The 14158-nt window shown below is 64.6% G+C and carries 14 protein-coding genes; 7 read left to right on the forward strand and 7 right to left on the reverse strand.

Translation table 11 applies throughout. The features are described 5' to 3' along the window. Positions 1 to 24: 24 nt before the first annotated feature. From selD to KO538_RS16725, 7 genes are all read right to left on the reverse strand, one after another. Positions 25 to 1089 carry a selenide, water dikinase SelD gene (selD, locus tag KO538_RS16695; RefSeq protein WP_219329011.1) on the reverse strand — a complete coding sequence of 355 codons (1065 nt, stop codon included), beginning with the start codon at positions 1087 to 1089 and terminating at the stop codon, positions 25 to 27. A 45-nt stretch (positions 1090 to 1134) separates the two neighbouring features. Beyond that, positions 1135 to 2226 carry a tRNA 2-selenouridine(34) synthase MnmH gene (gene mnmH, locus KO538_RS16700; protein ID WP_219329012.1) on the reverse strand — a complete coding sequence of 364 codons (1092 nt, stop codon included), beginning with the start codon at positions 2224 to 2226 and terminating at the stop codon, positions 1135 to 1137. 90 nt (positions 2227 to 2316) lie between these two features. Continuing rightward, on the reverse strand, positions 2317 to 3120 hold the full coding sequence (locus KO538_RS16705; RefSeq protein ID WP_219329013.1) for a hypothetical protein: 804 nt from the start codon (positions 3118 to 3120) through the stop codon (positions 2317 to 2319). A 5-nt stretch (positions 3121 to 3125) separates the two neighbouring features. Next, entirely contained in the window at positions 3126 to 4211 is a 1086-nt protein-coding gene (locus KO538_RS16710; RefSeq protein WP_219329014.1) for an HBL/NHE enterotoxin family protein, read from the reverse strand. A gap of 64 nt (positions 4212 to 4275) precedes the next feature. Further along, positions 4276 to 5367 carry an HBL/NHE enterotoxin family protein gene (locus tag KO538_RS16715; protein WP_034748103.1) on the reverse strand — a complete coding sequence of 364 codons (1092 nt, stop codon included), beginning with the start codon at positions 5365 to 5367 and terminating at the stop codon, positions 4276 to 4278. A 94-nt stretch (positions 5368 to 5461) separates the two neighbouring features. Next, positions 5462 to 6151, reverse strand: coding sequence for an LrgB family protein (locus tag KO538_RS16720; protein ID WP_219329015.1), 690 nt, complete (start codon positions 6149 to 6151; stop codon positions 5462 to 5464). After that, entirely contained in the window at positions 6148 to 6606 is a 459-nt protein-coding gene (locus KO538_RS16725; protein ID WP_219329016.1) for a CidA/LrgA family protein, read from the reverse strand. The genes KO538_RS16720 and KO538_RS16725 overlap by 4 nt, the downstream gene beginning before the upstream one ends. 103 nt (positions 6607 to 6709) lie before the next feature. On the opposite strand from KO538_RS16725, the gene KO538_RS16730 reads away from it, so the two are divergent. The 7 genes from KO538_RS16730 to KO538_RS16760 all read left to right on the forward strand — a co-directional run bounded on the left by KO538_RS16730 (position 6710) and on the right by KO538_RS16760 (position 14121). Next, on the forward strand, positions 6710 to 7618 hold the full coding sequence (locus tag KO538_RS16730) for a LysR family transcriptional regulator (protein WP_219329017.1): 909 nt from the start codon (positions 6710 to 6712) through the stop codon (positions 7616 to 7618). Positions 7619 to 7643: 25 nt separating this feature from the next. Next, the gene (locus KO538_RS16735; protein ID WP_219329018.1) at positions 7644 to 8462 is read left to right on the forward strand and encodes a glutaminyl-peptide cyclotransferase; all 819 of its coding nucleotides are present in this window, start codon (positions 7644 to 7646) and stop codon (positions 8460 to 8462) included. An 81-nt stretch (positions 8463 to 8543) separates the two neighbouring features. Beyond that, the gene (locus tag KO538_RS16740; protein ID WP_051990890.1) at positions 8544 to 9398 is read left to right on the forward strand and encodes a hypothetical protein; all 855 of its coding nucleotides are present in this window, start codon (positions 8544 to 8546) and stop codon (positions 9396 to 9398) included. After that, complete coding sequence (locus KO538_RS16745; protein WP_219329019.1) at positions 9395 to 10042, forward strand: hypothetical protein; 648 nt, start codon at positions 9395 to 9397, stop codon at positions 10040 to 10042. The genes KO538_RS16740 and KO538_RS16745 overlap by 4 nt, the downstream gene beginning before the upstream one ends. A gap of 269 nt (positions 10043 to 10311) precedes the next feature. After that, positions 10312 to 12336, forward strand: a complete 2025-nt coding sequence (locus tag KO538_RS16750; protein ID WP_219329020.1) for a ferritin-like protein — start codon at positions 10312 to 10314, stop codon at positions 12334 to 12336. Continuing rightward, a complete protein-coding gene (locus tag KO538_RS16755; protein WP_219329021.1) occupies positions 12336 to 13265 on the forward strand; it encodes a DUF692 domain-containing protein in 930 nt (309 codons plus the stop codon). Before KO538_RS16750 ends, KO538_RS16755 begins: the two co-directional genes overlap by 1 nt. Then, positions 13255 to 14121, forward strand: coding sequence for a DNA-binding domain-containing protein (locus KO538_RS16760; RefSeq protein ID WP_219329022.1), 867 nt, complete (start codon positions 13255 to 13257; stop codon positions 14119 to 14121). The genes KO538_RS16755 and KO538_RS16760 overlap by 11 nt, the downstream gene beginning before the upstream one ends. The last annotated feature ends 37 nt before the right edge of the window (positions 14122 to 14158 follow it).

Below are 14158 nucleotides of genomic sequence, written 5' to 3' on the forward strand. Positions count from 1 at the left end.
GGACTGCCTTTAAAAAATTGTTCATTAAAATACGGAAACCCCGGTCGTGCCTTCCAGCACGTCGCCAATCACTGTGGCGTCGGCAAAGCCTTCTGCGCGGAAAATCGCCAGCACTTGCTCGACGGCTTCCGGCGCGCAGGCCACCAGCAGGGGGCCGGCCGTTTGCGGGTCCGTCAGAATCGCCTTGTCGATGGCGCTCAGGCTGTTGGCCAGCGCCACTTGCGCGCCATATCCCTGCCAGTTGCGGCCGGAGGCGCCCGTGATGTTGCCGTTTTGCGCCAGTTGCTGCACTTGCGGCAGCAGCGGCACGGCATCCATGGTGATGCGCGCCTGCAACTTGGCGCCGCGCGCCAGTTCCAGGGTATGGCCCAGCAAGCCGAAGCCCGTCACATCCGTCAGCGCATGCACGCCATCGAGCAGGGCCAGTTTCTTGCCCGGGGTATTCAATTTGGTGGTGTTGTCGATCAGGGATGCGTAACCGCCCGCATCGAGTGCATTCTTCTTCAGCGCGGCCGACAGGATGCCCACGCCGATCGGCTTGCCCAATACCAGTTTGTCGCCGGCGCGCGCGCCCGCATTGCGTTTTACCTGCGACGGGTGGACCAGGCCCAGCACGACGAGGCCATAGATCGGCTCGACGGAATCGATGGTGTGGCCGCCCGCGATGGGGATGCCGGCCTGGGCGCAGATGGTTTCGCCACCTTTTAATATGAGGCCGATGGTTTCCACCGGCAGCTTGTTGATCGGCATGCCGACCAGGGCCAAGGCCATGATGGGCGTGCCGCCCATGGCGTACACGTCGGAAATGGCGTTCGTGGCGGCGATGCGGCCGAAGTCGAACGGATCGTCGACGATGGGCATAAAGAAATCCGTCGTGGCGATCAGTGCCTGCTCGTCGTTGAGCTGGTAGACGGCCGCATCATCCGAGGTTTCTATGCCGACCAGCAATTCCTTCGGCAGGGGAAAGCCGCCGCTGCCCTTTAAAATGTCGGCCAGCACGCCCGGCGCAATTTTGCAGCCGCAGCCGCCGCCATGGGCAAATTCGGTCAATCGGATCGGTGTATTAGGTGTTGCTGCGCTATCGGACATGGTCTTCATCCTGCTGAAATAAGTAATTGGGTGGCAAGCCAGGCATCACGCGGCGCTGGCGGTACGGTTGCCGCCGACGATAGCACATAATGCGCGTGCGGCTTGCTCAAAGGCATGCTCTGAAATGTCGGGCAGCACCAGCGGCGTCGCCTGGGCGTAGCGGCTGAAGTTGCGGGCGATCGACTGGCGGTAGACGGGGTCGTAATGCTGGACCAGCAATTCTTCCACCAGCTCGGCCATGCGGCCAGAGGTGGCCAGTTGCTGCCAGTGGGCAATTTTTTCCTTGCCATGCAGCTGCGTCAGCAGGGCCAGCTGCACGTTCAGGCGGGCCGGGTCGCCGACGAAATGCGCATAGTCCTGCATCAGCAATTGCACGCGCTGGTCCGTGGCCAGGCGCACGTCCGTGCAATCGGCCGCGCGCATCTTGTCCATCAGCGCATCGGGCACGCGCAAACGGCCCACCTTCTTGCTTTCCGATTCGATGAACACGGGCTGCTGCGGGTCGAAAGTGCGCAGTTGCTGCCATAGCGCGCTTTCAAACGCTTTTTGCGATGGCTGGTCTTCCTCGGGCAAGCCGCCCAGCACGGAACCGCGGTGGGCCGCCAATTGCTCCAGGTCGATCACTTGCGCGCCTTGCGTGTCCAGCACTTGCAGCAAACGGCTCTTGCCGCTGCCCGTGGGGCCGCACAGCACATTGATGAAGTCGAAGCGCTCGGGCAGGGTGGCCAGCTCGGCGTTCACGTGGCGCCGGTAATCCTTGTAGCCGCCCTCGAGCTGCGTGACGGGCCAGCCGATGCGCGCGAGGATGTGCGCCATGGCGCCGCTGCGGTTGCCGCCGCGCCAGCAATAGACGAGCGGTTTCCAGTGCTGCGGATGACCGAGCAAACCGTCTTCGATATGCCGCGCAATATTCTTCGCCACCAGCGCCGCGCCCAGCTTCTTCGCTTCAAACGCGCTAGTCTGCTTGTATAAGGTGCCCACGCGCACGCGCTGTTCGTCGTTGAGCACGGGCAGGTTGATGGCGCCCGGCAAGTGGTCTTCCGCGAACTCGGACGGGCTGCGCGCATCGATGATGGCATCGAACTCGCTCAAGCGGGGCAGGATGTCGCTGAAAGGCTGAACTGCAGGGTATTTCATCGTGGCGCGGGTGCTGGCAAGGGGAAAGACGTATTATCCCCGATAAACGCCCGTGCCGTCAGTCCCTGCAAGCAATGGACCTCAGGCGGCTCAAGCCGCATCCGTGCCCAGGGTGGCCAGTTCCGTGCTGGCGGCCGTCGCCATCAGGGCAATGACGACCGCGGCGTCGCCCGCGTCCAGGTCGCCGCTGACCTCGAACAAGTCGCTGACGAGAAAATTGACGGCATTGCGCACGCCCGAAATGCTGGCGGCGAGGCCCTGGCAATCCGTGCCCAGCTGCTGGCACGCCGCCTTCATGCCATTGAAGGCGCCGATCTGGCCATTCAAGCCGCCGATCTGGCCTTGCAGGTCGCTGACATCGGACTTCCATTTCAAGTACAGGCCCAGCGCCACGGCCAGGCCGACGAGGCCGAAAGGACCCAGCGCCAGCAGATAGTAATAGCGCTTCTGCGCCGCATCGAGTTCGCTTTGCGCGTCGCCCAGTTGTCCCTGCAAGCTTGTGACCTGGCTTTGCAAACTCGCTTCGACACCTGCGAGCTGGTTGAAATAGCCCATCAATTGCGCCGTTTGCGCCGTTAGCGTGCCGGCCGTGCCATTGGCCGTGCCCTGCAGCTGCTGTGCCTGCTGCTGCAGGGCCGACATGGCCGCCTTGATATCGGGCAGCGGCGCCTGCGCCGACAGCATGCTTTGCACTTGCGCCAGCTGCGGCGTTGCCGCCTGGACGAGGGCGGCAACAGCCTGTTGCAGTGCGCGCGTCTGCATCACCATGGGCTGGATCAAGGCATTGCATCCGGCCTGGATCTGCTGGGCGGCTGGCGGCAAGCCACCGAGGACCGCGATCTGCTGTTGCGCGGCCAGCAGGTTGGCGAGGGTTTGCGTCAGCAGGCCGGCCATGGCGCTCACGCCGCCGCGGCAACGGCCGCTTCGCCCACCGTCTGGCCCTTGGGTGCGACGATGCTCGTGACGCCTGTCATCTGGCCCTTGATGGTGGTGATGTCCGTGGTGACGGCTTGCATTTCCGTGTTGGCGGCCGTCAGGAACAGGGTGCGGATGGTGTCCGTGTTTTGTATGCCTTGCTGGAGGTCGCTGATCAGGCTGCCGAGGTCGCTGCTGAGAAATTCCCACGCGTTTTCCATCTGCGTGGCCGATTGCACGGCCGCCTGCACCTGGTTCGACAGGCTGGCATAGCCGCTGCTGATGCCCGTGGCCAGCTTGACTTCGGCCGTCAGCGACGCTTCCTGCCCCAGCAGGGTCGCCTTTTCATCGTTGAGGTTTTTCAGCGTGATGGCCGACGCCACTTCGCCGCCTATGCCGGCGGCCACGACGGCCACACCGGCCACCACCAGCGGCGTCGACGTGCCTGCCGTGACGAAATCGGCCACGCCGCCGACGACGACCATGAAGGTGCCGCCGACGATGGCCAGCCCGCTCAGCACGGTGCCGGCAATGGCGCCGTCGATCTGCCCCTGGATGGTGCTGAGCTGGCTGTTGATGGAGCTGAGCACGCCATTGTCGCCATTCACGGCCGCGTTCAAGTCGCTGACGGTGGTGGAAAACGAGGCGGAATCCGTGGTCAGGTTGTCGTGCAAGGTCTGCAGGGCGCTGACGACGCCATTCGCGGCCGTCTGGTATTGTTGGGATTGCTGTTGCAGCGCCGTCAGGGTGGCGATCCATTGCGCCTCGGTCGAGCCGGTTGGCAAGGCCGTCAGCACGGCGTTGTTGAGCGCGTAGTAATTGCCGATATTGGCGATGTTGGCAATGATCGTGGGCTGGATGACATTCAGGTAGGCCGTGGCGTGGGTTTGCGCCTGGCCCAGGCCATCGTTGATTTGCGACTGGTATTTCAGCAAATTGGCGTCGCCCGAAAAATCCACGCTGGGCTGCTCGTTGATGCTGTTGGCGTAGGTTTGTATCAGCAGCGCTTGTGAACACTGCGATTTGTTGGCGGTGCTGATGCCTTGTGCTGCCTGGTTTTGATTCGACATGCGCGGCTCCTGGTCGGATGGGTCATTGTGTGGGCGGTCGGATAAACAAGCGGTGGCGCACCGTTCAGGAAGCGCCTGTCATGGCTTGCTCCAGCGGCGCCAGGCTGGCGGCCAGCAGCTGCCACGCCGTGTTGGCGTAGTCGAGCTGCCCGCCCAGCGTTTCGGCGTCGGCGCTGCTGGCCATGCCGGCGACGGCATCGGCAAAGGCGGCCAGACCGGCGCTGACGCCCGTCGCTGGCGGTGCTTGCGGCGACTGGCCCCAGTCCTCGGTCAGTACCTGGGCCGTGTCGAGTGCGTTGTGAAAGGCGCTGCTGAACTGGCTGTTCTGTACCTGCACCACCTTGGCCACGGCCACCAGCGCATCGGCGCCGGCCAGCTGCTGGTAGGCGCTGGCCAGCAGGGCATTGTTGGCGTTCAGGGCCGCGCGGGCCTGGGCCGTCTCGGCCACGCCCTGTTCCGCCGCATCGATGCCTTGCACCACGAAGTCGCCCGATGGCGCGGTCTTTCCATCACCCTGGGCATCGCTGATGGTGGTCATGGTCTTGACGATCAATTCCGTGACGGCAGCGCCCGTCTTGTTGGCGCCGGCGACGATATCGGCGATATTCGTGTTGATGGCGGCTTTCAGCTGGTCGATGCTGGCCGATGACGCGCTGGCGGCGGCGCCGAGGGCGGCGATGGTGGCGGACAGCGCCGTATTGAAGCCCGCGTTGAGCGGCGCCAGTTCGCCGGCGATGACGCGCATGTCGCCCGTCAGCGCCTGGGCTTGCTGGTTGATGTGCCCCGATTGCACGGCCAGTTGCCGGTAGACCTGCGCGATGTCGGCGCGTGTGCCGGCATCCAGCGCCGCTTGCGCCAGCCGGGGCCGTTGCAGCTGGTAGGCGGCGTTCCATAGCGCGGCAAAGGCCGTCGCCTGGCTCAGCAAACCGATGTAGGCGGGCAAGATGCGGTCGCCGGCGGTCATCGCGCGGCTCTTCATTTGCGACTGGAACTGGCTGACCTGGTAGGCCAGGCCGGCATCGACTTGGGCATCAAGGTCGAGATTGGCCTGCTGCTCCAGCAGATCGGCGGCCGTCTGCGTGAACAGGAACTGGTCGCTGGCGGAAAAATAGTCGACTTGCAGGGCCTGCGGCCCTGGATTGGATGTGCTTGCCATAGGGTTTCCGGGAGGGTGGGCGAACGGGAGTCCGCACACTATCGCCCAACCCGCGCTTGCCGCTTTGACCTGCCGCAATCGCGCCGAGGGAACCCTAGCCCAATAATCTGCCCAGCAGCGGCGCCAGCAGCACCGTCACGACACCGGAAAAAATCATCGTCAGGCTGGCCACGGCGCCTTCTTCCGTGCCGACCCGGCGCGCCACGGAGAGGCCAAAGCCGTGCGCGGCGGCGCCATACGGGGCGCCACGGGCGATGCGCATGCGCAAGGGCAGCAGTTTCAGCAGTGGTTTGCCCAGCATCAGGCCGAACAGGCCCGTCATGACGACGAAGATACCCGTCAGCTGGGCCGAGCCGCCCATGTGGCGCGACGCTTCCAGCGCGAACGGCGTCGACACGGAACGGGCCAGCAGGCTGCGCGCCATGTCGCCATGCACGCCCAGCAAGCGGTCCAGCAGCAGGGTAGCGGCGACCGACGCGACGATGCCGGCGCAGCTGCCCAGCGACAGGGCCAGCCAGTGTTTGCGGATCAGCTTGCGCTCCTGGAAGATCGGGAGCGCGAAGGCGATGGTGGCCGGTCCCAGCAGCCACGGCAGCCAGCGCGTCTCGCCGAAATACGTGGCGAACGGCGTCGAGGTGGCCTGCACGATGACGATCAGTAACGCCGAGGTGCAGATGGCGGGCGTGAGCAAGAAGTGCGGATGGCGGCGATGCAGCGCCTGGTTGGCGTAGAACAGCACCAGGGTCAGCAGCAAGAACAGCAGGGACAGGAGCAAAGTGCTCATGCTGCTGCCCTGGCTGCGCGCTGGCGCAGCAGTTTTTGCAGGCGCAGCTTGCGCTCAAAGCCGCACACCCATTCGACGGTGAAGGCCGTGGCCAGCATTACGCTGGCAAAGCCCAGACCGATATTTACGAACAGCATTACACCCTGTGACTTCAACAGCTGCGTAAATTGCACCACCGACACGACCAGCGGGATAAAGAACAGCAGCATATTGGCCAGCAGCCAGTTCGCGCCCAATTCGATGGCGGCAGGCCGCACCCAGCCGGCCAGCAGCAAGGCCACCAACACGAACAGGCCGACCACGCCGCCGGAAAACGGCAAGTGCAGGGCAGAAGCGGCCTCGTCGGCCAGCCACCAGGCTGCGATCAAGATGCCCACTTGCCACACGGTCTGCGCGGGCTGGCGCCAGGCAGGGACGGAGAGTGGGGCGGTGGTGGAATAAGGGACGGCTTTCACGGCGGGCTTTCAAACGGCAGGGGGAAGGTTTCATTGTAGGGACCCCGCATCAAAAGATAAAATGACTTAAACTCATGATTATCATTCGAGTTTGGAATGCATCATGGATATCCGCTCCTTGCGCTACTTCGTCGAAGTTGTCGAGCAAGCCAGTTTTACGCGCGCGGCCGCCAAGCTGCACGTGACGCAGCCCACCGTCAGCAAGATGATCGCCCAGCTGGAACAGTCGCTGGACCTGGCCTTGCTCGATCGGGCCGGTAAACGTTTTACCCTGACGGACGCGGGCAAGGTGGTGCTGTCGCGCGCGCATGAATTGCTGGCCCTGCACGCGGAACTGAAGGTGGAATTGCGCGACCTGCAGCAGCTGGAACGGGGGGAACTGCGCGTTGGCGTGTCGCCGCAAACGCACTCGACCTTGGCGCCGTGGCTGGCCGAGTACCACCAGCGCTATCCCGGTATCGAGCTGAAGATGTATGAAAGCGGCACACAGGCGATCGAGCGCGACTTGCGCACAGGCACGGTGGAACTGGGCACCATGCTCGATTACCCGGGCAATGCGGCCACGTGGCAGGATTTCGAAGCCTTGCCCCTCGTGCGCTCGCCGCTGTGCCTGCTGGCCGCGCCCGGCTCGCCGTGGCAAGGACGCGCTTCCGTGGCCCTGGCCGAGCTGGCCGACAGTCCCTTCATATTCTACGGCGCCGCGTTTGCCCTGAACGACATCGTGCTAGATGCTTGCCAGCGGGCCGGTTTCGCCCCGCGCATCACGGGCCGCAGCGGGCAGTGGGATTTTATTGCCTCGCTGGTACAGCTGGGCGTGGGCATCTGCCTGCTGCCGAAGATGTACTGCGATACTCTGGATCAAACGCAATTTACAGTCATTCCCCTCGATGGCCCGCCCGTGGAGTGGAATCTGATGCTGGCCTGGCGCCGCGGAGGGCGGCTGTCGTTTGCCGCCCGCGCCTGGCTCGAGCTCGTCAGGGTGCGCATGGCGCAGCCCGGGCGATTACAATAGCCGCTCGCCAACCACCGCCAAGCATATGAAGAACACAGGTAAAACCAGACTGAAACGCACGGCAGGCTCGCTGCTGCTCGGATTGTTATGCACGGTGGGACTGATGAGCGAAATGGGCTATGCCCAGGCCGCCATCCCCGTGTATGGCTATTTCGTCAAGAATACCTATCCGCACGACCCCCAAGCATTTACCCAGGGTTTGCTGTTCAAGGATGGCCATCTGTATGAAAGCACGGGCCAGAACGGCCAGTCTTCCTTGCGCAAGGTGGAATTGACGACGGGCAAGGTCTTGCAGAAAAGCATGCTCGACAAAAAAGTGTTCGGCGAAGGCATCACGGACGTGGACGATGAAATCCTCGGCCTGACCTGGGTGTCGAAGACCGGCTATGTGTTCGACCAGAAAACCTTCAAGCTCAAGCGCACCTTCAGCTACCAGGGCGAAGGCTGGGGCCTGGCCAGCGACGGCAAATTCGTCTACATGAGTGACGGCAGCTCCACCATCCGCGTGCTCAATCCGAAGACCCTGGCCGAGGTGCGCCGTTTCGAGGTGAAGGCGGAAGGCCGCCCCATCGAGCGCCTGAACGAACTGGAAATGGTCGACGGCGAGCTGTACGCCAATGTGTGGGGCGCGGACGTGATCGCCCGCATCGATCCGGCCAGCGGTAAAGTTGTCGGCTGGATCGACCTGACAGGCTTGCTGCCGCCGGAACAGCGGGGCACGGCCAATCCCGATGCCGTGCTCAACGGTATCGCCTGGGATGCACGGGGCAAACGCTTGTTTGTCACGGGCAAACTGTGGCCGAAGCTGTTCGAGATCGAGCTGATCGAAATCCAGCGCCGTTGATGTTTCCAATTGGGCAGTGTTGCTGGCGAGGAATCGTTTAGAATTCTGATTCTTCGCCCAGTGCGACCTTTACAGGATGCCATGCTGTCCCTCTCTTTATGCCGCCTGGCGGCCGCCGCCAGCCTGCTTGCCGCCATCTGGCCCGCCGCACAGGCGCAGACCCCCAACATGCCGGTGGTCAGGCAATACGGCGACTTTGCCGTCACGAATGGCCGTTACGACGCTCTCGTCACCTTGTCTTTCCGCCGGCACGGCTACTGGCCCGGCGGCGCGCGCGAAGTGGTGGAAGTGCGGCCCATCAAGGCCACGCGCGAAGGCCAGCCCATGCTGCTGGCCTTTACCAAGGGCTATACGGGCCAGGGCACGATACTGATCGGCGTGCAGAATGGCGAACCGCTGATGCGCCCCATCAGTCCCTTGCAGCGCGACAACATGGTGCGCACGGAACGCGACCCCGAATGGGGCGTGCCGCAACCTGGCCGTCCCGAGATGCTGCTGTTTCCCCGCGACGGCCGCGCGCTTGATACGGGCACGGGCGAACTGCTGTGGTTTGACGTGCCGGGCAACGTCAGCGGCGACTATCCGCGTGCCATGCTGGTTTCCGTCTCGCCCGACGGGCGGCGCGGCGCCTATCTGACGAATGCGCTGACGAAGGTGGGGATCATCGTTGCCACGCGCGATGACGGCGTCGCTGGCGTGCTGGCCTTGCCGCCAGACACCTATCAACGGTGGCTCAAACCTTTGTCTGATGCCGCTTCCGCGCAGGCGAGCGCCGCCATCAAGGCGGGCAAGGGCCGCACGGATTCGATCCGTATCCGGCGCGAGCTGGAACTGGCCTGGTTCGGCCAGCAATTTCAATGGAAACAAGGCAAGAACGGCTTGCAAGTGACGGGGCTGGGCCTCATTTCCGCGCCGCCGGAAGGAAAACAGCCATGACAATATCTAAACTGATCGCCGGCTGCTGCGCCGCCTCCTTGCTGGCCGGCTGCGTGCACGGCGAAACGTTCCCCAAGGATTATCTGGCGCAAGATATCGACAAGCAACAAGCCTTGCTGGAACTGGACGTGGTCTTCGGCAAAGAGCCCGATGACAAGCTGACGTCGCGCGTGACGGCGCGCAATTCCGTCGAGTACACGGGCGCGCCGCACATCGTCGTGCCGTTTTACCAGAAGGGACTCGGCTTCGACCAGGGGTTTGCCGGTACCTATATCTTTGGCGTCGTGTATCCGGTTGCCAAGATCGAGACGGCGACGGCCAGCAGCCGCGTCTTTGGCCAGAAACTGGATGGCCAGCAGCCGGGCAACCCGCGCTACCGCTTCCGCGTGCCTGGCAAGGCGCAGTGGAACAGCAATGAAACCTTCATGCTGAGCTTTGAGCGCAAGGGCCGCCGCGAAGAAATCACTTTCCGCTTCAGCAACGAGCAAAGCTGCTCATCCGCCTTCCTGGCCACCACGCCACACTATGGTTTTCCCATCAAGGTTGTCGCCACGTTCAAGGACAACAAAGGCTGCCTGAAAGTGTGCGACAGCCGCGAGCAATGGCCCGGTTTCTGCGCCTTCCAGCCGCCGCCGGCCGCCTGACTATCACCATGCAAGCCACGCGCCGGCGCCTGCCGGTGCGGCGCTTATACACGCACAGCTTTTGCCGATTCTATTCAATTGTCATCGAATGGCAGCTGAAAACGCCTATTTTCACGGTGTAAGGCGGTCTGCATTGACCCTTGATCAGCACATAAATCTTGCCGCAAAAGTATCTTTCCCAGGCGTATGATTTCTTGCCGTAATCAGCGCGCGCAGATGGCGCGGTGCGGCCCGATATCCGAAACGCATCCTTCCTGTGGAGAGACAGAATGAAAATGCCCGTTTTAGGAAGCACCCAGCCCGCCATCAGCAACCGTCCGCTCGACATGCTGGCCACCGACACGGCGGCCGTGCGCGCCATCGCCCAGGCGGCCGTCAGCGTGGAACTGTTCACCATACCCCTGTACATGGCCACCATGTATTCGATCCAGGGCACGCACCAGATCAACTCGAAAGGCATCACGTATTACGAAGGCCGCCAGTGGCCGGGCATGGGCACGACGGCACGCCCCGAACTGGCCGAGCAGAAAGCCTTCAATATCATCTTCAGCGTCTTCATCCAGGAAATGCTGCACCTGCAGATGGCGGCCAACCTGGCCACGGCCATCGGCACGGCACCATGCTTCACGGGGTCGGAGCTGCAATCGCAGGACCACGGCTGGACCTGCTATGGCGAGCACTGCACCGTGATCCCGCACATCGTCGACTTGCAGGACACGTCCGGCTACCGCCACGTGCGCGTCAACCTGGAAGAACTGAACGACAACCAGTGTGACCTGTTCCTCGCCATCGAGCAACCGGAACAGCAGGCCCGCGCGCAACTGGCCGAGTTCGACAGCCAGGACCACACGAAATACTTCCCGGAAGTGCCGCTGCCGGGCTGGACGCCGGGCAAGCACGTGCACGATCTGCCCCTGTTCGGCACCATCGGCTACATGTACGAATGCTATGCGCGCTACATCAGCATCGAATACACGGATGGCCAGACCCTGTGGCAAAAACTGTTCGTCAACGGCTCGGTGCAGCAAGACATGTTCAACAGCCGGGTCCAGGGCCATGCGCGGGCGGAATTTCCCCGCTTCGACACCTGCTTCGGCCCGCAGGATCAGGATAGCGGCCAGACGGGCTCGTTCAACAAGGCCATCGACATGATGGCGGCCATCACGGACCAGGGCGAGGGCAGCGAAGCGGCCATCCAGCGCTACCGGCGCGACGCGGCGCAGCGCCTGATGGCCGTGCAGCCCGACTACCGCGAAGACCTGGCCGCTTTGCAGTGCGATTACCCGTCCTACGCGAACAATGGCAAGGAGGCCGAATCGCGCGACGCGCAGGCGCGCCACGACAGCGCCCCGTTCGACCATTACGAGCGCTTCGGCCAAGTCAAGTCCATGCTGCCCGTGAAGACCTGGGCCGGCTGGCACAGGGAAGGCCAGCGCTGGAGCGAAGCCATGCTGACCAACGAGCGCTACAATCCGGCCACCGCACCGAAGAACATGCCCGCGCCGGCCGACGTGGCGGGCGCCCTGAACCGCCTGAAGGATACCAGCGGCACCTTGGGAATGCTGAGCACGGTGGCCACGGGCGCCATCTACGGCATCACTTCCGTGCTGGACCAGTACTGGCTGAACCAGCAACTGGACTTCCCGTATCCGTCGATGGTGGGCGCGGGCGACCGCATGGCCATCTGCTGGGCCGTGCTGGGCCAGGCGCCAAACCTGGCGACGGGCGTGCCGCTGGCCGACAAGAGCGTGCTGTACCACGCCTGCCAGGGCATGCACCTCGAGGGCGAAGCGTCGTCCACCTGCGCCGCGCTGGCCGTCTACCATACGTGCCGCGGCTCCAACGGCTGCCACGCCCAGGGCGGCTGCGGCTTTGCCCAGGCCGACACGGGCGGCTCCTCCTGCGGCCATTCGGTCAAGGCCGCCGCAGCGCCGGGCTCGCCATGCTATGTGCCGCCACCTCCGCCGGCGGACGATAAAGTCTACAGCGCGCCCAGCGACAACAAATGCGCGAGCTTCGGCGGCTGCGCCGTGCCGATTTCGGCCTCGCAGCTGTATCCGAACACCACGGGCAAGGAACCGCCCGAGCCCGCCACCATGATCCTGTACGATTTCGGCCCCGCGCCCGAGCACCGCAGCAAGCCTCTGGGCCAGACCATGAGCTTTACGCTGGGCGACAACGTCTATGACAAGGCCTGGGAAGCCTACGGCAAGGTGATGGCGGCGCGCGGCACGCCGGTGGGAGCGCCGCCGGCGCCCACCGACCTGCGCCTGGCCTTGCCGCCGTCGACCTGATGCGGGGCATCCTGCACGAGGCGCGGCCGCGCCTGGGCCTACCGAACCTGGGCCTGGGCGTGGGGCTGCGCCCGCCGCACTATGAGCACATCCTGCGCCACGGGCCGCAGGTGGACTGGTTCGAGATCATCAGCGAGAATTTCATCGACAACCACGGCTATGCGCGCCACGTGCTCGAGCAGGTGGCGGCGCAGGTGCCCATCGTCATGCATGGCGTGTCGCTGTCGATCGGCAGCAGCGATCCCCTGAGCCTGGCCTACCTGCGCAAGCTGCGCCAGCTGGCCGCCGAGATCCGGCCCATGTGGATTTCCGACCACCTGTGCTGGACGGGCGCCGCCTCGCTCAACAGCCACGACCTGCTGCCGCTGCCGCTGGACGAGGCCAGCCTGCGCCACGTGGGTGCGCGCGTGCGGCAGGTGCAGGAATTCCTCGGCCGTCCCCTGATCCTGGAAAACCCCAGCACCTACGTGGAGTTTGCCCAGTCCAGCATGCCGGAATGGGAATTCCTGGGGCGCCTGGCCGAGGACACGGGTTGCGGGCTCTTGCTCGACGTTAATAATGTCCATGTCAGCGCGCATAACCACGGCTATGACGCGGCCGCCTATATCCGCCAGCTGCCGCACGACCACATCGTGCAGATCCACCTGGCCGGGCCGACCGTCTGCGGCGCCATGCTGATCGATACCCACGATGCGCCCGTGCCGGCCGCCGTCTGGCGCCTGTACGCGCTGGCGCAGCAGCTGACGGGCGGCGTGTCGGCCCTGCTGGAATGGGATGCGGAGATTCCCCCGTATCCGCAGCTGCTGGCCGAACTGGACAAGGCGCGCGCGGCGGTGCGGGGCGAATTCGCGGACGCCGCGCCAGCCAAGGTTGCCGCCGCCGTCTCCACGCCGCTGGGCTTTCACCTGGAGGCGGCCCATGCGCCGTAACGCCGCCGGGGATGCCAACACGCCGCTGGCGCAATTGCAGGCCTGGTTCCTGACGGCCATGACGGCGCCCGGCGGCGCCGTGCACGGCGCGCAGCTGGCCAGCGAGCGCCACGGCCTGACGCAGGAGCAAGTGTTGAAACGGGCGCAGGGCGGACCTGCGCCGCTGCACATCCATGCGGACGGCTACGTGCAGCGCCTGCTCGAATGCCTGCAGGCCGACTATCCCGTCTTGCGCAAGGTCATGGGCGACGAGCTGTTCGCCTTCTTTGCCCGCGCCTATGTGTGGCGCCACCCGTCCGCTTCGCCTACCTTGTATGACCTGGGCGGCGGTTTTGCCGATTTTCTCGCCGCCAGCCAGCGTGGCGCCGGGGCACAGGGAGACGCCTTGCGCTTTGCCGTCGAACTGGCGCAGCTGGAGCGGGCGCGCAGCGAAGCGGGCAGGGCGCCGGGGCTGGAAAAACGGCCGCCGCCAATCTTGCCTTCCGGCCTGGACTTGATGCTGGGAATGGCGCCGGCCTGGCGCCTGGCGCCGTGCACGCGGCTGCTGGCGCTGTCGTTCCCCCTGTGTGCTTTCTGGCAGCAGGCGCAAGCGGCGCCCGACGACGCCGTGCCGGCCCAGCCCGTGGCCGCTCCCGCCTTTGTCGCCATCTCGCGCCTGCATTACCGGCTTGCCATGCAGGAGTTGCCGCCGTGGCAGTTCTACTGCCTGCAAGCGCTGGCCGGCGGCGCGGCGCTGGCGCAATGCGCGCGGCAGGCGGCGCAGTCCAGTGGCAGGGCGCCGGACGAAGTGCTGGCCGACACGATGCTGTGGCTGCCGATGGCGGCCGCGGCGGGGCTGGTCGCGGTCGATGCGTGAGCGGACGGCGGCGCACGCAAAAAAGGCCGATGAAAAT

This window comes from Janthinobacterium sp. NKUCC08_JDC (genome assembly GCF_019345575.1).
GTDB lineage: Bacteria > Pseudomonadota > Gammaproteobacteria > Burkholderiales > Burkholderiaceae_D > Janthinobacterium > Janthinobacterium aestuarii.